Source organism: Enterococcus raffinosus (assembly GCF_018917525.1).
GTDB lineage: Bacteria > Bacillota > Bacilli > Lactobacillales > Enterococcaceae > Enterococcus_A > Enterococcus_A raffinosus_A.
In genome coordinates, this window is sequence record NZ_JAHLOS010000058.1 from 1 (window position 1) to 20,485 (window position 20,485).

The following is a 20,485-nucleotide window of genomic DNA, read 5'->3' on the forward strand; positions in this document are numbered from 1 at the left end:
GCGGGAGCAGTGGGTGCCATTGGTGGATTTCGATCCACGATCTGAATGGGCACAATCTCTTTTTTCTCCATTTGGAACACCTCCTGTAGTTGATATAGTAAGTTTAGCAGTCGGCGAAGTAGAAAACGAGACGCCTTATTATCTGACGCTTACGAATTAGAAAATCCAGAAGTCTAATTGACAACTGGATTTTCCTAGTTATGCATTTAATGTTAACGAAGAAATGTTTAATTTCCATTGTAATTTCCATCTTTGCTGAACAAATAATAAATCAACATTCCCAAACCAATTAGGGCAATGATGCTTCCTATAATTGGGACCCATTCGGCATATTCACCTGCTAACATAAGTATCGCACCACCAACAAACATGAAGCCAGCTGCTAATAAATTTGTCATTTAATCAACCTCCATTCTGGTTGTTTATTTATATAGGAATAAATAATCATCGTTTAATATGTCTTTGAAAGGCTAATTGTAGGTAATTTTATTTTATTGTACATTGGTCAATTATCCAGAGCAAAAATTTTGCACCAAAGGGGAATATGAGGGTTCGAATCAGCGATCTACTGATTAAAAGTTCAGCTAACTCAGCCTATCGAATAGAAAAAGAAATCTGAGAAGGCGGAATCTTCGAAATATCGGTACACGCTTGTATAGATTCTTAAAGCTGCCGAGGGTAAAAAGCATAACTGGACGCTGGGTGAAATAAAAAAGATTCCAAAAGGTTTGGAAAGTGATACAGCGGATGCACTGAACCCCCTGACTTCCATACGCTTACGCTGATCATAGAGAAAGGCGTATAAATGGAAGGGGAATTCAGAAAAGCGGATAAACATGCTTCAGGCGCTTGAAAGAAATCTAGGGTATATTTGCGTTTTGCGTCAATTTGATGCAAATATAGAATTTGAAAATCAAATTGAATTATCTAAAATAAATTAGTTTAGACTCGATTCCAAGTATTTAAAAAAATTTCAGCGTCAAGCTCTGATTCGAGAATAACCTCATTTTGTACATGATAAAACACCTTTCTTTTTAAATTTCAGTGGATCGCTTACTTATAAAAATTACATTATGTAAGCAATTTCGAACGGTATTATATCAGTCGTGAACAGCAAGAAAGACTTACTGAGCAATTGTAGAAAAAAAGACAGCCTACTAAAGAGACTGTCTAGAACATTGATCCAGCGATTTGTATTCGCCAGACAGTGAAATACTATCAAAGTTGAATGAAAACGCAACCGTAAACGGTATTGAAAAAGACGCGAATGGTAATAACGGGTGGTTTTGCTAAAAAAAAGACTGCCGGACATGAATCGGCAGTCTCGGAGCTAAGGGGGAAGCTAATTTGTCAATTAGTTACCTAGCTCATGCACATACTTTGTCTATTACTAGACGAACACATTGTATCAAGTAGCTGGGTTCAAAAACAAACGCGAACGGTAAATAAAAAAGTTAAAAATATTCACGTAACATCATTGTTCGGTTGATACTTCTAGATATGATAACGGAGATATGTATAAATAAATTTTAATGTATTGAGAGGTTTAGTAAAAAAGGAAATAATGGAGAAGATGCAAGATTATCTAGTTGTAGAATTAGTTGAAAAAGTGTGAACGTAGCAAAAGAGGTTAATTAGGATGACCATTTCTGCAAAAAAATAAGCATCTACCGTGAACCACAGCAGATGCTTTCAGTACGAACAGTAATTGTCCATTAGAGAGTTACACTCCTTATGCGATTTTTGCTAATTCTTGTACTGCATTTTCAATTGTCGTACCTGTCGCAAATTTGTTTTCGTCTTTTTTGTCGAAAACAATAAATAGATTTAAGTTAGTATCTAATGTTACGCGGTATTCCAATTTGTTGTTAGTGAATGTCATAAAGCATTCTCCTTTCTCAAGTAGTGACGAAAGGCAACTAATAACGTTCATAACGAAATTCCATTAGTTATCATATCACATTTAGAATATTTTTGCTAATTAGTAGATTTTGGCCGCTGTGGCAAAGAAATGTGCTCGCAAGTCTGCTCTATCCCAAGAATATTGTGACTCTAGTCATGAGAGGTTCAATGAGTTGCTTCGGTGATTTTTGATGAAAATACTTTTTTCTTTTTAGCAACTCTACTTACCGCCGTTTCCTTTAGCTTACTGTCATCGGCTTATTTTTTATTATTACAGGCAGACAAAGAAATAAATGATAACAACAACAATAGAACCGTAATTTTCTTTTTCAAGATAGACTCCCATTTTACGTCTTGTAACAAATATTTTTTGTAAAATAGTTCAGAGGAAAACTTATCAATTTGCAATTTATCACAAAAAAGCTGAAAAATGATGAGCTGACGAATAAACTATTGTTGCTTAAAAGGGGAGCAAAACGATAAACCAGCAAATGTAAATGAACAAATCAACGAGAAAAGGCAACCAGATTTTTTCCTTTGATCTGGTTAAAAGCCAGGCATCTATTAAGAAAAAGGCGATGAATATTAAAGCTATGAAAAGGATACTTGGGCGAACAAGCGCCAAAATGAGGTACGTTACCAGTAGGCAAATCATGTAACCGATATAGATGGGTTTGTATTTTTTAGGAAGGTATCTCAGATTCGCAAACATGGCGGGCCTCCTTTTTTAGTTAAGTATGGCAAGAGTAAAATGGTGAGACAATTAGATTTGTACAGCCTGTTTTCATCAAATCTGTATAAGTATTTGCTCCTTTAAGCTGATTTTTTGAGTTGTTTTTTTATCCGTGTTACGGTGAATAATGTAGTAAGCAGCAAGATTGAAATAAATGCTGTTGATCGATTATAACCACTACTGCACATGATAAAACAGGAGGAAATTAGACATATGGCAAAAGAACAAGCTTTACCAGCAGTCGAAACACGTCTCTATATTAATGGCAAATGGGTGGAAGGCTCAGAAGGAACCAAACCAGTTACGAATCCGGCAACAGGAGAAGCATTGGTTGATGTTCATGTCGGAGGCGAAAAGGAAGTTCACGGGGCAATTAAAGCGGCGAACAACGCGTTTCCTGAATGGTCGCGGACATCTGCGGCTGAACGAGCGAAATTAATGAATAAAATGGCTGATCTTGTGGAAGAAGACGCGGATCGCTTAGCGACGATCATGACAATGGAGCAGGGTAAGCCTTTGACGCAGGCAAAAGGTGAGATTCAAACGAATGTGGAGAATCTTCGCTGGAACGCGGCAGAAGGACAACGATTATTAGGTGAAATCGTCCCATCCCCAGTGACCAATCAATGGCAGGTACGCAAGCAGGCGGTGGGTGTCGTGGGCGCCATCACCCCATGGAATTTTCCATCGAATATGATTATTCGGAAGATTTCTCCAGCGATTGCTGCTGGCTGTACGGTGATTTTGAAGCCATCGAAGGAAACGCCGCTATCTGCTTTAGCGTTGATGGAATTGTTTGATCAGGCGGGTTTTCCTGATGGCGTGGTTAACATCGTCTTAGGTGATTCTTCTACGATTGGGCCAATTCTTTCAGAATCTGAAGACGTACAAAAGATCACCTTCACTGGTTCAACTGGAGTTGGTCAAAAGCTAAATGAACAAGCAGCGCCAACATTGAAAAGTGTTTCAATGGAATTAGGCGGACATGCGCCATATATCATTTTCCCTGACGCAGACATTGAACGGGCAGTGGAAACATTGATTCAAACCAAATTCATCAATAATGGTCAGGTCTGCACTTCACCAAATCGAATCTTCATCCATAAGGATATCAAAGATGAAGTAACGAATCGTATCGTGGAAGCGATCAAAGAAGTAACAGTCGGAAACGGATTAGAAGATCCAACAGTAGGTCCCCTGATCAATCAAGCTGGCGTCGAAAAAGTTGTTGAACAATTGAAGGATGCAACCGATAAAGGCGCAAAAATCTTAGCTGGCGGTCATAAGCTGGATGAAGGCGAGTATGCTGATGGGAATTTCTTTGAACCAACTGTCTTAGATGGTGTCACAAAAGAAATGAATATCTTCTATGAAGAAACCTTTGGTCCAGTGATTCCGTTAATTACCTTTGAGGATGAGGAAAAAGTCATTGAAGACGCAAATGATACAGAATTTGGTTTGGCATCTTATTTCTTCTCAACCAATATCCATACAGTAGAAAATGTCAGCAATAAATTACAATATGGGATGGTTGGCATCAATGACACAGAGATTTCTAACTCAGCGACACCGTTTGGCGGAGTGAAACATTCTGGATTTGGACGTGAAAATGGTACGTATGGAGTCGAGGAATATGTAGACGTCAAATTTATCACCATTCGTACGGCTAAATAATCAAATAGTAACAAAAAGAGTGATTCTTTTCTTAGGATCACTCTTTTTTGTCATATATTAAGTTATATTAAAAGGAAGAAGCGAAAAAATCTTAGTGATTAATAAAAATAATAATTACAGAATTTATTTCATATTATCCATAATTATTACTAATTCAAACGGAATAAAAAAAATTTAACTATTAGTTTCCAAAAAAATTTATTTTTATTTTAAAAAGTGAGTTAAATAACGCTTCCTATTCTACGGGGAGTTGGTACGAAAAGCTATGTGGATTACTCGATAACGTCTTTTTTAAAAAAGAAGGCAAAAGCATAGAAGTCTTTTATCAGTTACCATTATTATACAGCAAGACAATGAATAAAACGAAGCAATATTTTATTTTTGTGATATTGCTTGGCTTTTTCTTTTGTCGGACAAAAAGCTAAAGGAGGGAAAATGAGCGAGTTTTAGTGCTTTAAAAAATGAGTTTATCAGCATGGACAAAAGGGGTTTTGTTTCATACACCAAGGGCTGCTAGTTTTTTAGAAGTCGGAGTTGGTAGAGATAAGCATAGGAGTTAGTGAAGAGGGTGATAGTATGAATTTTAGAGATATTTTAGGGGTGAGCAGTCTGCGTCATCTGCGTTTGGTTGAATTACTTTACGCGTGCCGTATTGGTCTATCAAGTGATCAATTACTTGAAGAATTGGAATGCTCATTATCTGTATTATTAAAGGACGTTAAGCTGATCAATAGCCAACAAGACGCTTTTCGTATTGTAAAATATAAAGGACTTTATCAGCTGCAAATCAAATCGCATGTCAGTATCAATCGACTATATGCCGACACGATCCAGCAATCGCCGGAGTTTCAAATTATTGAGGAACTGCTGTATGAAGAGTGCGAGAATATTATCGATCTGTCGAAGAAGCTTTTTTTGAGTCCATCGAAGACCCAACGGAATCTGAAGAAGATTGAGGTTATCTTGTTGAAAACAGGTATCACCTTGCAATACCGTCCGTTACGTTTGGAGGGAAATGAAAGTGTGATTCGGCACATGTACTACCGCTATTTCATTGAAAAATCAGACCGTTTGGACTCGTTGTATCGGGATTTAAAAGAGTTCCAGATCAAAGCCATCACGGAATTGGTGAATCAATTCATCCAAGTGAATAAACTAGAGGATAATTACATTTCTCGTAAACGTTTAGGCTATAACATGTATATCAGCTTGTGGCGGATTAAAAATGGACATTATTATCCAACCTTAGAACTGGATAGTGATCTGATGCTACCGGAAAGACAAATCTTAGATGCCTTCAAACGGATGGCGTTGGAAGTTTTTCGCATGAAGCTGTCTTCGGATAAAATCAAGGATTGTCTATGGTTGTCGTATGCGGATGTGGTGGTTGCCAGCAAGACGCAATTGAACAGTGCACTAAGAAGAGAAGATGAGTACGCGAGCTATTATTATCGTCACTTAGAACTAGTGGAGGAGTTCGATAGCTTATTGAATTTTTCATTGGGCAATGACAAAAAACAGGAATTGGCGATCGTTTTGATGAACGAGCATCGGATTTATGAGCCGGATGGACAGCTGATTGATATTTTATTCCGACAGCGGAGAATCTTTTTAGATAAATTGTCTGAGACCCATGACCAAGCTGTCAAAAAGGTAAAGAAAATTGTGGATCATTTTGTCCGACGTTATCAGATCTACCAAGAAGAGGATTTTATCTGGAATTACGTGTATCTTTTGATAACAATGGTTCCTCAAAGTCTGACATTGTTGGCGAGCTGTGATCGACCATTGAAGCTGCTGCTATTGTCTGAGTTATCACCGACAGAGGAATTTTTTTTGGGCAGTCAAATCGAGAATCAAATTTACGGGAATTTTGAAGTTCATTATGTAGAGAAAAAATTGACCAATGTGAACATCAATCGTTCAGAGTTAGAAAAATATGATGCACTGATTACTTCAAGCAGTGTGGAGGAAGTACCGGAGGAATATCCGACTGTTGTCATTGATCCATTTTTGACGAATCAAGATGTGTATCAATTGCAGCAGCTAGTTAGCAAATTAGCCGGATGAAAGGGTACGTTTCCACCCAATAGAGGGCGTGGCTTAGACGACCACAAAAGCCCTAAAGAAAAAGGCAGCGAGGAAAGCGACTAGCTTTCTTGGCTGCCTATTTGTGAATTAGTCTCTTTTGAAGTTTATCAAGGTTGATAGGTAGAGATGGCTTCTTAACCAAATACGAGACAGGTCGTATAGCCTAAACGTATGGGAAGCGAGGATCAGTTTATTTTTCATTTAACTGAATTAACCGCTTAGATGAGCTTTTTATTTTTATCATAAATCTTCGTTTCTTGTGGAAGCTTTTGCGAATTATCTGTTAGTTGATCCAAGATTTTATAGGCTTGAGTAAAATTCTTCGCATCAACTTTATCAAAGAATTTCCGGCCTAGTTTTTCAAATTCTTCGGCTAAACGCTCTTCATTCGTGGGAATCTCGTATTTCGGGTTCATAATCGTCACCTCTTCAAAAGGACAAACACGTCAGGTCTACACATTTATCATAACATGTCCAATTGAAGCAGAAAAATCTGAATACAACAAAAATCGTTAAAGAAGGGGGATAATCGCCTTCCTTAACGATATTTTTTCGCGCTTTTTAGTCTAGTTGTTTGTGTCGTAGTCCGAAACGGTTTCTTGAAGCGCTTGGGTAAAACAAGTGAAATTAATTCAAATGGTGTGGCTAAAACAGTCCATGCGACTTGGCGAGCGCTCGGATGGAAGTAGTACACCTGCATCAATACAAAGTGCAATAACAATAATCCTGGCAATAGCTGAAGTCCAATCTGCCACGCCGCATCCCATTGAGTGAAGTAGCGCAGGAGACTCAGCCCTAGCGGATACAAGTAAAACAGCGAAGTCACGATATTTACCCGCCAGCTTTTAGTCAATAAACGAATATTTAATAGGAAAAAAAGTGCTGAAAGAACGACTCCGATTGGCGGGAAAAAACTGACTAGCAAGGAATAAATCGCACCGAAAAGTAATATTCCAGGCCCTTTAATCAATGCGGCAACAAGGATCAATCCCCCAATTAATAGCAATTGCTGCTTGATTGTCGCGATACATAATAGGGCAAACAGTGCTAACGTCGCCCAGTGCCAAAAGCTGCTTAGCGGCTCCTTATCAGGATAACGCTGCTTTAAATAGCGGGCTGCATTTGGAAATTCCTTTTGAAAATTAGGCATAAGCTCACCTCTTTCTAAAATAGTAACTTACAAAACTTATTATAGAGAGAATACTTGGATAAGACATCCGACTTTCGGCGGATTTTCTGCGGGCTTTAGATGGGGCCTTTCTTAATGAAGTTTCGCTTGACCTGAAATGCGTCCCATAGTTTATGGTACTCTTATAAGGATGAATAAATAGAGGGAGATGACTAAAATGAGTATCAAAATGATTGCAGTTGATATGGATGGAACTTTTTTAAATGATCAAAAAGAATACAATCACGAACGATTTAATCGGATTTTCCAACAAATGAAGAAAAAGGAGATAAAATTTGTTGTTGCCAGCGGAAATCAGTACGATCAGTTAAAAAGCTTTTTTCCAGAGAATCATACAGAAATGTCCTTCGTTTCGGAAAATGGTGCCAATATCATTGTTGAAGGGACGCATTACTACAATGCACGACTAGCAATGGATAAAGTGTTGGAAACATTAAAGGGAATCAATGCCCTTCAACCGATTGTCCTGGTCGTTTGTGGCAAAAAGAGCGCCTATGTTTCAAAAGATATTCCAGAGGATGTGTTTAACAGCGTCAAATTTTATTATCCAAGTATAAAAAAACTTGAAAATCTAGAGGATGTTGCAGATCAAGGGGATGAGATATTTAAGTTTGCCCTGACCTTTCCCGCGATTGGAATTGACGAAAAGCTGGCGGCTTTGGAAGAAGTTTTGGCTGGCGAAATGATTCCTGTTTCCAGTGGGCATGGAGATATTGATTTGATCATTCCTGGTGTTCATAAGGCCAATGGTCTGGCGAAATTAAGTAATGAGTGGGGCATCGCACCTTCTGAGATCGCCGCCTTTGGTGATAGCGGCAACGATATCGAGATGCTGGAATATGCAGGAGCGAGTTTTGCGATGGCGAATGCTCAGGAGAAGGTCAAGCAAGCTTCAAAGGAGATTATCGCTTCAAATAATCAAGAGGGCGTGTTGGAAGTGATTGAACGTTTGTTGAATGTTTAATTAAGAAAATAGAATTCAATGATTTAGCCAATGATGCCAATAAATCGCCCCGATTGCGAATCTGCTTTCTGATTATTTGAACTAAAAAGGATTTCATCGCTGTTTAAGAAAGGGTTTACAAAATCGGAAAAATGTGATAACTTGAGTGTGTAATTAAGGATTGTTATTAGTTCGGCTAAGCATGACCGGTTTACCAAAGTCCGTGGAGACTTTGTGTAAATGGGTCTTTTTTTGTTCATTTATTCGAGAGAGGAGAGAAAAAAATGGATTTATTGAGTCCAGTAACAGGAGAATTAAAAGCGATTGAATCTGTAGATGATGAGGTATTTTCAGCGAAGATACTGGGTGATGGCGTGGCGATATCGCCCATGGAACAACGAATCACTGCTCCGGTGGCTGCAGAAGTAACAGCGGTGTTTCCCACAGGGCATGCGATTGGTTTGAGAACGAAGGATGGGGTAGAGATCCTATTGCATTTAGGAATTGATACAGTGGAACTTGATGGGAAATTTTTCCAGAGTAAGGTCAAAGTAAATCAGTGGGTACACGCCGGTGATTTGTTAGTTGAAATGGATTACCCAAGTATTCATGAAGCGGGCTATGATACGGACGTCATGGTGATCATTACAAATGCGGCTGGGAAAGTTATTGAAAAAAAATCTTTGCTAAAAAAAGTTGACGAAGCAACCCCCATTCTGACGATAAAGTAGGTGGAATCATGATCATAAAACGAGTGCTCAATAATAATACGATCATTAGTTTGGACCAAAATGGAGCAGAAATCATCGTCAAAGGAAAAGGAATTGCTTTCGGAAAAAAGCCTGGTCAAGAGGCTGATGAAAGCAAAATGGAAAAAGTATTTACATTGGACACCAAGGAAACAATTCGCCAATACCAAGATATAATCATGGAAATTTCGGATGATATCATTGAGTTAACTGAAGAAATTATTGAAGTCATAAAAAATGGTACTCAAAAAACGATCAACGATAAAATTCATATCACTTTGACCGATCATATTTCGAATCTTTTGGAGCGAATGGCTTTAGGGATTACATTCGACAGCTCGCTTTTATGGAATGTGCAGGCGTTATATCCTGAAGAATACCAATTAGCTGTAAAAGCAGTCGCGATGATCAAGGAGCATGTTGATTTGCCCATTCCTAGTGATGAAGCGAATTTTATCGCGATCCATATTGTTAATTCAGAAATGGATCTTGAAATTCAAGAAACCGTAGGAATTACAGAGACGATCAATCAAGTGATGAATGTGATTGAGGAGGACATGGACGCCCGTATAGCACTAGAGCATTCTGATCTTGACAGGGCAAGATTTGTTTTACATCTACGCTTCTTGCTGCAACGAATCGTTCAAGACGGGATGCTGCAATATGATAAAAGCGACTACATGATGGAGATGTTGATGAAGGGATACCCTCAACAAGCTGCTTGTGTGACGAAAATTATGCACGTTATCTCTGAGAAGTATCAAAAGGAAATTGAGGGTGAACGACTATTTTTAATGATACATGTCATTCGTTTAACAACCGCAAAAGAAATTCGCGGATAAAAAATAAAGGAGGAAAAAATATTTTGTACTGGATGGTTACGGGAGCGGCCGGCTAGACCTTTTATTTTAATCAAATAAAATAAATGGAGGTACATGAAAATGAATTATCAAGAAACGGCACCACAAATTATTGCTGCAATCGGAGGGAATGAGAATATCGACAATGTAACACATTGTATGACTCGTTTACGGTTTGTGTTGAAAGACGACGCAAAAGCTGACGATGAAAAGGTAAAGTCTGTTGATGGCGTCATGGGGGTTACGAGAAAAGCGGGGCAATATCAACTGATCATTGGGCCAACTGTAACAAATCTTTATGATGTAGTCACCAAATTATTACCAGCGGCCGGTGAAGAAGAAAGCGATGAACACACAGCCAAAGGTAGAAAAGATGGAAAAGCAATTTTTAATCAAGTATTAGATTATCTTTCTGGTTCCTTAACACCATTGATCCCGATTCTGTTAGTAGCGTCTTTATGCAAAACGGTTGGGGTTGTATTAGGACCTTCAATGCTGAGTGTGGTTACAGAGAAAAGTGACATCTATCAGTTGTTTACCTTTGTAGGAGACGCAGGATTTTATTTCTTGCCGGTTTTTATTGGCTGGTCGGCCTCTCGAAAATTAAAAACCAGTATTCCGATTGGGATGCTATTAGGGGCTGTGCTGCTCTATCCAAGTTTTATGCAAATGGCCGAGGAGGGCGTTAAATTCTCTGTTTATGGTCTGCCCACGATGTTACAAAATTATTCAAGTACAGTATTGCCGATGATTTTGACGATTGCAGCGATGAATTTTGTAGAAAAATTTTGGAAAAAATTCACTCCGGATGTGCTAAAGGTATTCATGATTCCGTTTGGGACCTTGCTAGTGATGATTCCGCTGACGCTGGTAGTCTTTGGTCCGTTGGGTGGTTTTATCGGTGTGTATATTGGTGAAGCGTTGATTGCGCTGAATACCTTTGCTCGACCATTAGCTGTCTGTGTCGTTGGAGCAACTTTTGCCTTTATTGTGATGACAGGGATGCATCCGGTCTTATTCACTTATTTATTTACGACCTTTCCTGCGCTAGGCTACGATAATTTCTTGATGCCAGGAATTTTAGCGGCCTCTTGGGCGGGAACAGGTGTCGCGTTGGCGTGTATCTTTAAGTTTAAATCAAAGGAAAAAAAGACATTGACGCTTGGTTATGTCATTACCTGGTTTTTAGGCGGAGTAGGTGAGCCGTTGTTATACGGATTAAATGTTCCGTACAAAACACCGTTTGTTGCAGGCGTCATCTCAGGAGCGATCACGGGTTTGATTGCAGGCATATTGAACTTAACAGGGCATGTGTTGAATATCTCGAATGGTATTTATGGGTTAGCAGGATTTGTTGGAGGCAGCACGTACAATTATATCGTACTAGGAGTAACTGTCGCAGCTGGCTTGATTTCTGGTTTTGTTGTAATGCTGTTCTTCAAACTTGATGAAGGGACCGTGAAAGACTAATGTATTTTTCGACTGAAAAAGTAACCCAAAGAATCTTCCGTATTCGAACGGCCTTTGAGGTATGCGCCTATTATGTTCAAGGGGAAAAGAGCGGTGCGTTATTAGATACGGGACTAGGCTGTGGAGATCTGAAGAGCTTTATTGATGAGCTAGCGACTACGGAGTATACAGTTATCTTATCGCATGGGCACTGCGATCATGCGGGAGGAAGCAGTCAATTTGAGGAGGTCTATTTAAGTCCTCTAGATGAGGAGCTGGAAAAGGAGCACTGTACCCAAGCCTTTCGGATTCAAGAGATTCAGGCAGCGCCCACACCGCTTCCAGAAACATGGCGCTCGGAACAGGTATTGCCGCAGCGGACAAGCGGATTCAAACAATTGACAGAAGAAATGGTCTTCGATTTGGGAGGAGTAACGATCGAGCTTATGCTGGTTCCAGGCCATACTAAAGGCATGATGGTCTTTTTAATACCAGAAGAAGAGGTAGCTGTCTTTGGGGATGCTTGCGGCGAAAACACGTTGATTTGTTTTCCAGAAAGTGTTTCGATCGATGAGCATTATAAGGCCTTGAACAAGTTGAAGCAATGGGATGGTCGCTACACTAGAATCATTCGAAATCATGGAACTTTTGAATCAGCGATTCATTTATTGGATAATAATATAGAACTCTGTGAAAAAGTTTTAGCAGCTTCCGACGCTCGCCTCCCTATTGAGGTTCACGGAGTAAAGGCATTCGCTGCCAAGGATCGAAGTCGAGAAATGACTGAAAAAGAACAAACGGGAAACATTGTTTACACTTTGGATAAGCTGTAAGAATTACAGTCAATTCACTAATTGGAAAGCAGATATATCCTATCGTTGATATATCTGCCTTTTTGTCTTGAAATCATTTCCCAGTTTGAATCTGTAAGAAAAAATAAAAAAGTGAAAGCTTTTCTGTTTGTGTGTCTTTAGTTTGTTTTAAAATACTGTGTTAAAATAGGTTGATTCTAAATGGATTTTGAAGATAAGAGTGAAAGATTTAGGAGGACTACACATGATTTTTGATTCTCACACACATTTGAATGCGGAACAATTTGAACATGAGATTCCTGAGACGGTCGAACGGGCACGTGAACTTGGCGTGACGGAAATGGCTGTGGTTGGCTTTGATACACCAACGATTGAAAAAAGCTTGGAGCTGAACCAGCAATATGAGGGGATTTATTCCATCATCGGCTGGCATCCGACAGAGGCGGGCAGCTACACGAAAGCAATCGAAGAAGATTTGATCCAGAAATTGACATTGCCTAAGGTTGTAGCACTTGGCGAAATTGGTTTGGATTATTACTGGATGGAAGATCCAAAGGAAGTTCAAGCTAAAGTTTTCCGTCGTCAAATCGCGATTGCAAAAGAAATGAATTTACCTATCAGCATCCATACTCGCGATGCGCTGGAAGATACGTATAAGATTTTAAAGGAAGAAGATATTCGCGACATCGGCGGAATCATGCACAGCTTCAGCGGCAGCGGTGAATGGGCGAAGCGTTTTTTGGATTTAGGAATGCACGTCTCTTTTTCTGGGGTTGTGACCTTTAAGAAGGCTTTAGATGTTCAAGAGGCGGCAGCGGTGGTACCGATGGATAAATTATTAGTAGAGACCGACGCGCCTTATTTAGCACCAATGCCTTATCGCGGGAAACGCAATGAACCCGGCTATACCCGTTATGTTGTAGAAAAAATCGCGGAACTTCGGAATTTGCCAATGGAAGAAGTGGCGCACCAAACGACGGAAAATGCGCACCGCTTATTCAGGATCAAAGCCAATGGATAACAAACAGAAGGAAAAAATTGAAGAAATCATCGTAGTCGAAGGCAAAGACGATACCAAACGTTTGAAGGAAGTTTTTGATGTGGATACGATCGAGACTCGCGGTTCGGCCATCAATGAAAATATCCTAGAACAAATCGAACATGCCCAAGAAACCCGTGGCGTGATCGTCTTTACCGATCCCGATTTTTCTGGCGAGAAGATCCGCAAGACAATCATGGAGACGATCCCCGATGCCCAGCACGCCTTCCTATCCAGAAGAATGGCGGCTCCGCAAAAACGTGGGGCAAGTCTTGGGGTGGAGCATGCCAGCGATGAGGCGATCATTGATGCGCTGCATAAAGTTGTCACTCCCGCTGAGGGCGATCAACCAAAAATAGCTAGACAAACGCTCTTAGATTATGGTTTAATAGCGGGAGCTCAAGCCCGTGAACGGCGGGAACGTCTGGGAGATGAGCTGAAGATTGGTTATACGAACGCCAAACAATTAGAAAAACGTTTAACGATGTTTCGGATCACCGAAGCACAATTGCATGAGGCTATGAAGAAAGTTGAGGAAACCTCTTGAACAATTACAAAGATATTGCAACACCTTCTAGAACGAGAGAAATTTTACAGAAGCATGGCTTCTCCTTTAAGAAAAGCCTTGGTCAAAACTTTTTGACTGAACCGAATATTTTACAAAAAATTGTCGCCACCGCCGAGATCGATGAACACACGAATGTGATCGAAGTTGGACCGGGGATTGGCGCATTGACTGAACACTTGGCACGCGCGGCTCATCAAGTCTTAGCCTTTGAGATTGATGATCGTTTGATCCCAGTGTTAGAAGATACCTTAAGTCCTTATGACAATATTAGCGTCGTGCACAGCGACATTTTAAAGGTGGACCTGAAAAAAGAAACCGAGTATTTTGATCAAACGCTGCCGATCAAGGTCGTGGCGAATCTGCCGTATTATATTACGACACCGATTATGATGCACATCTTAGAATCAGATTTGGCTGTTGATGAGATGGTCGTCATGATGCAACGGGAAGTCGCTGATCGAATTTCTGCTAAGCCGGGAACAAAAGCCTATGGTTCATTGTCGATCGCTGTCCAATATTACATGGAAGCAAGTACGGCCTTTATTGTTCCAAAAACAGTGTTCGTTCCACAGCCGAACGTGGATTCTGCGATTTTACGTTTAGTACGACGCGAAACACCTGCAGTCGAGGTGACAAACGAAGCGGAATTCTTCAAATTGACTAAAGCCGCTTTCAATATGCGCCGTAAAACGTTATGGAACAATTTGTTAAGCAGTTATGGCAAAGACGAATTAACGAAAACTTGGTTGGAAACAAGCTTAGAACAAGCCGAAATCGATCCAAAGCGTCGCGGTGAAACGCTATCTTTAGAAGAATTTGCGCGACTGTCCAATGCCTTGGAAGCGAATAAAAAAAATTAATCAACAAGCGCTCGGATTTTTCTTTTGAGCGCTTGTTTTGTTGTAACTTCTTGGCTTAAAGTTAGTTAAGTAGCCATTTGCGAGTAAAAATGTCATCATGGCAACCAATGCTGTTGGCTTATTGGCATTTTGAAGTTGATTTCTAATGATTACTCACTAATCCATAACAAACAATTCATAAGCTTTTCTAATTAAATCCACAGGGAATTTGTCAAACAAAACCCAACTGCCCTATAATGAGGTACATCAATTCTATTTGGAGGATACAATGAAAAAATTCATTATTGGACTATTAGTAGTAGCTGTATTAGGTGTTGGCGGCTACTATGCCTATACAACTTTCTTTACTAGCGAAGAAGCACCAAAGCAGGAAACCCGTAAAACCACGATAAAAAAAGCAAAAGAACCCGAAAAGGCTGGAGAAACGATCAAGGCCAGTGACTATAGTGATGCCGACAATTGGTTAGCTAAACCAACCGAAATCACAAGCCAAGCGGATGTCTTTATGCTGTATCCAACGGCTTACGCACAAAAAAATGAAAATTCGTCACCGATAGCGAAAATTGATAATGCAACGATGCGCGCTGGCGCTCAGGTTTTTCTAGCGACTCAAGGCTCGGCCTTTGATACTAGCGGCAATATCTACGCACCGTATTACCGTCAGCTAGATGCGAATTGGTTGTATTCAAAATCAAAAGAAGAACAAACACAATATGTGGATGGTATTCCCAAAGCGGATGTGATGGCAGCTTTTGATTACTACATCAAACACGAAAACAACAATCGTCCTTTCATTTTAGTCGGTCACTCTCAAGGTGCTCGCATGATCAAAGCTATTATGTATGATTATTTCAAAAACAATCCTGGTGTCAGTGATCGTATGATCGCCGCCTATGTATTAGGTCAATCGGTGACTCAACAGGAAATGAACGATAATCCGCAGGTGAAATTTGCGACAGGACCAGATGATACTGGTGTAGTTGTTTCCTACAATACCGTTGCCCCTGATTTCACTGGCGAGTTGCCAACGTGGGATGAAGGTGCGTTAGCCATCAATCCAATTAACTGGAGAACCGATGGGACGCCAGCAACAGCGGAGGAAAATCTGGGTTCTTATGTACGGAATGATAATGGTGATTACACGAAAGTGATGAATCTTGCAGATGCGACAGTTGATGGAACAAGAGGATTAGTAGTTTCTTCTACAGTCGACAAAGCAAAATACGAGATGCCAGAAAGCACACGTAAACTATATCCGGCGGGTTCGTTCTTGAACAATGATATCAGCTTCTATTACTACAACCTGCAGCAAAATGCTGAAAATCGGGAAGCTCAATATTTCGCGACGCATCCGCAGGAAACACAAACAACGGATGCCAATCAGCAACCGGCCCAACAAGAACCGCAAGTCGTTGATCCAAACCAGCAAAGCGTACAATAAATCAAAACTGCCTATCTTTCTCGATAGGCAGTTTTTGATTTTTGTAGTTTTAAAGATTGAGGGTAATTTAATAAATGTTAGCTCCGCCAATTTCCTTTTTCTCTACGCCAAATAACATAAAGTGGCGGAGAAAAGCGTGCTATTAGTTTATCGGCAAAACACGAACCAACATTCTCTATTTACTTTGAGGAGAAAACAGCCGCTCACCCCAAGTGTTTTTCAGGAGTGAGCGGCTGTTTATTTTGAAAAATCAATCCAGACTTTTATCCAAAATGGAACGTAAGACGGTTTCTCTCAGTTCGATCGAATTCACATTATTCTTGATCTCATAGCCTTGAACAAGTAAATCACATAAATACAATTGGGAAATTTTTCCTGCCAATGAAGCGCCATCTAAAAATTCTTCGATTGCTGTTTGTAAGACAACATCAGCTAATTGTGCAATTGGCGATAATTGGTAATTGGTAATCGCAATAATTTTTGCATGATTTTTCTTAGCGATATTTAAGGAATCGTACGTATCCTTCGTACGGCCGGATAAAGAGAAGCCGATTACTAGATCATTTTCTGTCAGCAATGAAGCGATCTGTGCTTGGAAGTGGGGATCGACCACAGAGCGAGATTGAACCCCAACGCGTAGGAGCATCGCCTCTAGGTCGTTGCCGGTATTGCCACTAGAACCCACGCCAAAGATGTAGATTTGATTAGCTTCGGTAATCATCTGAACGGCCTGCTTGAGTTTTTCGTTATCCAGCCGTTGATTCGTGGTTTTTAAGGCCTTATTGATGGTCTTCGAGCGTTTATCAAAAAAATCAGATTCTTGTGAATCCTCCTGTTGTTTGCTGAAATCCTCTTTAGCGATGGCGATTTTTAAATCTGAAAAACCAGAAAAACCAATTTTTTGGCAAAAACGCATAATCGTTCCGTCACCAACATTCGTGGCTTCGCGGATGTCACTCATGGTACTGTGGACGATTTTTTCACCGCTGGTCAAAATATAATCAGCGATTTTTTTTTCGGATTTTGTCAAGGTTATATATTTTTCTTGGATCGTATACGTAATGGTCATTTGTTCTCCCTTTTACCTCTCTATTGTCACATTCGATTATACGTCAAAAAAAATTTTTTTTCATTTCCTATTTACATTTGTGAAAGCGCATGCTATATTTTTGGAGTAATAATCCAAAATAATTTAAAAACGGAGTGAAAGTGGAGCGTGGAGAAAAAAGAGTTTTTGAGTGCTGTGAAAGGCGGCTTGATTGTTTCTTGTCAAGCATTGCCAGGCGAACCGTTGTATACAGAAGAAGGAGGGGTGATGCCCTTGATGGCTCTGGCGGCAAAAGAAGCCGGGGCAGTGGGAATTCGAGCGAATACGGTAAGAGATATCCAGCAAATACAGGAAAAAGTTGATCTACCAATCATTGGGATTATTAAACAGACCTACCCAGATTTTGACGTATTTATTACCCCGACGATGAAGGAGGTCGATGCGTTAGCGGAAACGGGCGTTGAAGTAATCGCCCTTGATTGTACCTTGCGTGAACGTCCAGACGGTCTGTCGACGAATCAATTGATTCAACAGATTAAAGAAAAGTATCCTGACCAGCTTTTGATGGCGGACATTGCAACATTTGAAGAAGGAATCAATGCCTGGCAAGCGGGAGTCGATTTTGTTGGTACGACGTTAAGAGGCTATACCCAAAAGGATTCCCCCTCAACGATTGATTTAGTGAAGGCTTTAATTGATGAGGGTGTGGAGGTTATCGCAGAAGGACAAATTCATACACCAGAGGAAGCCAGAAAGATTCAGGATTTAGGTGTTGCAGGCGTTGTTGTTGGCGGAGCGATCACGAGACCCAAGGAGATTGCGACGCGTTTTATTCAAGCATTGATGAATGAAGAATAAGGAGGAGAAATCATGTTTAAAAAGTTTTCACAGTTAGGACGAGCGTTTATGCTGCCGATCGCGATTTTACCGGCGGCAGGTTTGTTGTTGGGATTAGGTGGCGCACTGACAAATGAGAGTGCGGTAGCAGCTTATCCATTTTTGAATCAGGCGTGGCTGCAAACGATTTTAAGTGTCATGAGCTTTGCGGGAAATGCCGTGTTTGCCAATCTTGCCTTGATTTTCGCGATTGGCCTGGCAGTTGGGTTAGCCAAGGGAGACAAAGGAACAGCCGGTTTAGCCGGCGGAGTAGCATTTTTAGTTTATACTGCGACGATCAGCGGGTTATTGGAATTATTTTCTGCTAAAGATGCTAGCATCGATACGGGTGTCGTTGGTTCGATCGTGATTGGTGGAACAGTGGCTTTCCTCCACAATCGCTATCGGAAAATCGAGCTGCCGCAATTTTTAGGCTTCTTCGGCGGTTCGCGTTTTATCCCGATCGTTTCTTCTTTTAGTGCAATTGCGATTGGCTGTGTTTTCTATCTGATTTGGCCACCAATTCAAAATGGGATGGTGGTTATTGGTCAACAGGTCGCGCAAATGGGCAGTATCGGGACCTTCTTTTACGGCTTCTTGCTGCGTTTGACTGGTGCAGTTGGGCTGCATCATACGATTTATCCGATGTTCTGGTACACTTCTTTAGGTGGAATAGAAACGGTAGCGGGTCAATCAATCTCCGGTGCGCAAAATATTTTCTTTGCGCAACTAGCTGATTCTAGTCATACTGGTCTGTTCACCTATGGTACACGGTTCTTTGCTGGACGTTTTGCGACGATGATGTTTGGTTTGCCAGCGGCTTGTTATGCAATGTACCGTGCAATTCCAAAAGAAAATCGCAAGAAAAACGGCGGTTTGTACTTTAGTGGTGCTTTGACTTCGTTCTTAACCGGGATCACAGAGCCGATTGAGTATATGTTCTTATTTGTTGCTCCTTGGCTCTACGTAATTCATGCATTTTTGGATGGGTTATCCTTTTATTTTGCCGATATTTTAAATATTCGAATCGGAAATTCCTTTTCAGGCGGGTTGATCGATTATTTGCTATTCGGTGTGCTGCAGGGAAATGATAAGACCAACTGGATCAAGGTGATTCCGTTTGGGATTGTTTGGGCGCTGATTTATTTCTTCGTCTTCAGCTTTTGCATCAAAAAATTTAAAGTGGCGATTCCTGGTATGGAAAATGATGAGGACATGCTTGAAGTAGCCGATGACTCTGGTTCGGCTAGTTTGAAGGAGCAAGCGTGGCAGATCATTGAAGCACTTGGCGGAGATGAAAATATTGAAAACGTGACAGCCTGTGCAACGCGGTTGCGCGTGGCGGTAAAACAAGGAGATAAGGTTCAAAAGCCAGTATTCAAGCGACTTGGGGCGACGGCCGTGTTTGAAGTTCAGGGCGGTATCCAGGCGGTCTTTGGCGGAAAAGCCGACTTGTTTAGTCAAGAAATCAATCAATTATTAGGACGCGATGATTAATACGCAGGATTGGAGAATAGAAAATGTTTGAACGCTTTAAAAAGAAAAAAGCAGAAGCTTTCTTTGCACCCGTGGATGGGACGTTTGTTCCGTTAAGCGAAGTAGCTGATCCCGTGTTTTCACAAAAAATGATGGGTGAGGGCTTTGGAGTTCAACCGACTTCATCTGAAATTTATGCGCCGATTCAAGGGACGGTCACCACGATTTTTCAAACTAAGCACGCAATTGGCTTGACGAGTCCGTCAGGTAGTGAAGTCTTGATTCATATTGGTTTAGACACGGTGGAATTAGCGGGGGAGCCCTTTGAAGTCCATGTTCAAGAAGGACAAACGGTGGATGAACATACGCAATTGGTCACGGCCGATTTTGACCGCATTCGCAAAGCTGGAAAAGCAGAAGTTGTTTTAACGCTGGTTACCAATGGCGGGGAAAGCTTTGACTCACTGAATAAAAATCAAGTAAAGCATGGTGAGTTGTTGAGGAAATAGAAGAACAAAGAGGGTGTGACAACTACTTTGGTTCTTTCTCAAGTTTGGTTATAACCACAAAAAAGCAAGTACATTCGTACCTGCTTTTTTGTGGCTATTTGTACTGTTTAGGTATTTCTCGTCTTATACTATAGTTAGAAAGAGGGTCTTTAGAATGAACTACACCGAATTAACCCAGTGCTCTTTTTTGTTGGATGAAGACCATTTTATCTATGATACCTCGGAAGATTCTGAAACAGTCCATTTGTTCATTAAGTCAAAACCTC

At 40.6% G+C, this 20,485-nt stretch carries 19 protein-coding genes; 14 read left to right on the forward strand and 5 right to left on the reverse strand.

Annotated elements, in window-relative coordinates:
• Nucleotides 1–227 precede the first annotated feature (227 nt).
• Together KQI58_RS21120 and KQI58_RS21125 are read right to left on the reverse strand one after the other, a co-directional pair.
• The gene (locus KQI58_RS21120; protein ID WP_216410920.1) at nucleotides 228–398 is read right to left on the reverse strand and encodes a hypothetical protein; all 171 of its coding nucleotides are present in this window, start codon (nucleotides 396–398) and stop codon (nucleotides 228–230) included.
• Nucleotides 399–1,732: 1,334 nt separating this feature from the next.
• On the reverse strand, nucleotides 1,733–1,882 hold the full coding sequence (locus KQI58_RS21125; RefSeq protein WP_016181098.1) for a hypothetical protein: 150 nt from the start codon (nucleotides 1,880–1,882) through the stop codon (nucleotides 1,733–1,735).
• A gap of 966 nt (nucleotides 1,883–2,848) precedes the next feature.
• Here KQI58_RS21125 and KQI58_RS21130 point away from each other — a divergent pair.
• Nucleotides 2,849–4,309 carry an NAD-dependent succinate-semialdehyde dehydrogenase gene (locus KQI58_RS21130; protein WP_216410921.1) on the forward strand — a complete coding sequence of 487 codons (1,461 nt, stop codon included), beginning with the start codon at nucleotides 2,849–2,851 and terminating at the stop codon, nucleotides 4,307–4,309.
• Between the two features lie 576 nt (nucleotides 4,310–4,885).
• Nucleotides 4,886–6,379, forward strand: coding sequence for a helix-turn-helix domain-containing protein (locus KQI58_RS21135; protein WP_216410922.1), 1,494 nt, complete (start codon nucleotides 4,886–4,888; stop codon nucleotides 6,377–6,379).
• 239 nt (nucleotides 6,380–6,618) lie between these two features.
• Here the strand turns inward: KQI58_RS21135 and KQI58_RS21140 are convergent, their stop codons facing one another.
• Nucleotides 6,619–6,816 (reverse strand): hypothetical protein, encoded by a 198-nt coding sequence (locus tag KQI58_RS21140; RefSeq protein WP_216410923.1) that lies wholly within the window; start codon nucleotides 6,814–6,816, stop codon nucleotides 6,619–6,621.
• Nucleotides 6,817–6,938: 122 nt separating this feature from the next.
• Complete coding sequence (locus tag KQI58_RS21145; RefSeq protein WP_216410924.1) at nucleotides 6,939–7,550, reverse strand: hypothetical protein; 612 nt, start codon at nucleotides 7,548–7,550, stop codon at nucleotides 6,939–6,941.
• 196 nt (nucleotides 7,551–7,746) lie between these two features.
• Here KQI58_RS21145 and KQI58_RS21150 point away from each other — a divergent pair, with 196 nt between their 5' ends.
• From KQI58_RS21150 to KQI58_RS21190, 9 genes are all read left to right on the forward strand, one after another.
• Nucleotides 7,747–8,553, forward strand: coding sequence for a Cof-type HAD-IIB family hydrolase (locus KQI58_RS21150; protein ID WP_216410925.1), 807 nt, complete (start codon nucleotides 7,747–7,749; stop codon nucleotides 8,551–8,553).
• Nucleotides 8,554–8,816: 263 nt separating this feature from the next.
• Nucleotides 8,817–9,263 (forward strand): PTS sugar transporter subunit IIA, encoded by a 447-nt coding sequence (locus tag KQI58_RS21155; protein WP_216410926.1) that lies wholly within the window; start codon nucleotides 8,817–8,819, stop codon nucleotides 9,261–9,263.
• An 8-nt stretch (nucleotides 9,264–9,271) separates the two neighbouring features.
• Nucleotides 9,272–10,123, forward strand: a complete 852-nt coding sequence (locus tag KQI58_RS21160; protein ID WP_216410927.1) for a PRD domain-containing protein — start codon at nucleotides 9,272–9,274, stop codon at nucleotides 10,121–10,123.
• A gap of 99 nt (nucleotides 10,124–10,222) precedes the next feature.
• Nucleotides 10,223–11,611: a PTS transporter subunit EIIC gene (locus KQI58_RS21165; protein WP_216410928.1), complete on the forward strand. Its 1,389-nt coding sequence runs from the start codon at nucleotides 10,223–10,225 to the stop codon at nucleotides 11,609–11,611.
• Nucleotides 11,611–12,423 (forward strand): MBL fold metallo-hydrolase, encoded by an 813-nt coding sequence (locus tag KQI58_RS21170; protein ID WP_216410929.1) that lies wholly within the window; start codon nucleotides 11,611–11,613, stop codon nucleotides 12,421–12,423. Before KQI58_RS21165 ends, KQI58_RS21170 begins: the two co-directional genes overlap by 1 nt.
• A 223-nt stretch (nucleotides 12,424–12,646) precedes the next feature.
• Nucleotides 12,647–13,423: a TatD family hydrolase gene (locus KQI58_RS21175; RefSeq protein WP_216410930.1), complete on the forward strand. Its 777-nt coding sequence runs from the start codon at nucleotides 12,647–12,649 to the stop codon at nucleotides 13,421–13,423.
• Nucleotides 13,416–13,988 carry a ribonuclease M5 gene (gene rnmV, locus KQI58_RS21180; RefSeq protein WP_216410931.1) on the forward strand — a complete coding sequence of 191 codons (573 nt, stop codon included), beginning with the start codon at nucleotides 13,416–13,418 and terminating at the stop codon, nucleotides 13,986–13,988. Before KQI58_RS21175 ends, rnmV begins: the two co-directional genes overlap by 8 nt.
• The gene (gene rsmA, locus KQI58_RS21185) at nucleotides 13,985–14,869 is read left to right on the forward strand and encodes a 16S rRNA (adenine(1518)-N(6)/adenine(1519)-N(6))-dimethyltransferase RsmA (RefSeq protein ID WP_216410932.1); all 885 of its coding nucleotides are present in this window, start codon (nucleotides 13,985–13,987) and stop codon (nucleotides 14,867–14,869) included. Before rnmV ends, rsmA begins: the two co-directional genes overlap by 4 nt.
• Before the next feature lie 268 nt (nucleotides 14,870–15,137).
• Complete coding sequence (locus KQI58_RS21190; protein ID WP_216410933.1) at nucleotides 15,138–16,310, forward strand: DUF3089 domain-containing protein; 1,173 nt, start codon at nucleotides 15,138–15,140, stop codon at nucleotides 16,308–16,310.
• Nucleotides 16,311–16,560: 250 nt separating this feature from the next.
• Here the strand turns inward: KQI58_RS21190 and KQI58_RS21195 are convergent, their stop codons facing one another.
• Entirely contained in the window at nucleotides 16,561–17,379 is an 819-nt protein-coding gene (locus KQI58_RS21195) for a MurR/RpiR family transcriptional regulator (protein WP_216410934.1), read from the reverse strand.
• Nucleotides 17,380–17,526: 147 nt separating this feature from the next.
• Between KQI58_RS21195 and KQI58_RS21200 the strand changes: the two genes are divergently transcribed.
• The 3 genes from KQI58_RS21200 to KQI58_RS21210 are packed head-to-tail and all read left to right on the forward strand — an operon-like array spanning nucleotide 17,527 to nucleotide 20,219.
• On the forward strand, nucleotides 17,527–18,216 hold the full coding sequence (locus KQI58_RS21200) for an N-acetylmannosamine-6-phosphate 2-epimerase (RefSeq protein WP_216410935.1): 690 nt from the start codon (nucleotides 17,527–17,529) through the stop codon (nucleotides 18,214–18,216).
• Between the two features lie 12 nt (nucleotides 18,217–18,228).
• Nucleotides 18,229–19,731 (forward strand): PTS transporter subunit EIIC, encoded by a 1,503-nt coding sequence (locus KQI58_RS21205; RefSeq protein WP_216410936.1) that lies wholly within the window; start codon nucleotides 18,229–18,231, stop codon nucleotides 19,729–19,731.
• 23 nt (nucleotides 19,732–19,754) lie between these two features.
• Entirely contained in the window at nucleotides 19,755–20,219 is a 465-nt protein-coding gene (locus KQI58_RS21210) for a PTS sugar transporter subunit IIA (RefSeq protein ID WP_216410937.1), read from the forward strand.
• The last annotated feature ends 266 nt before the right edge of the window (nucleotides 20,220–20,485 follow it).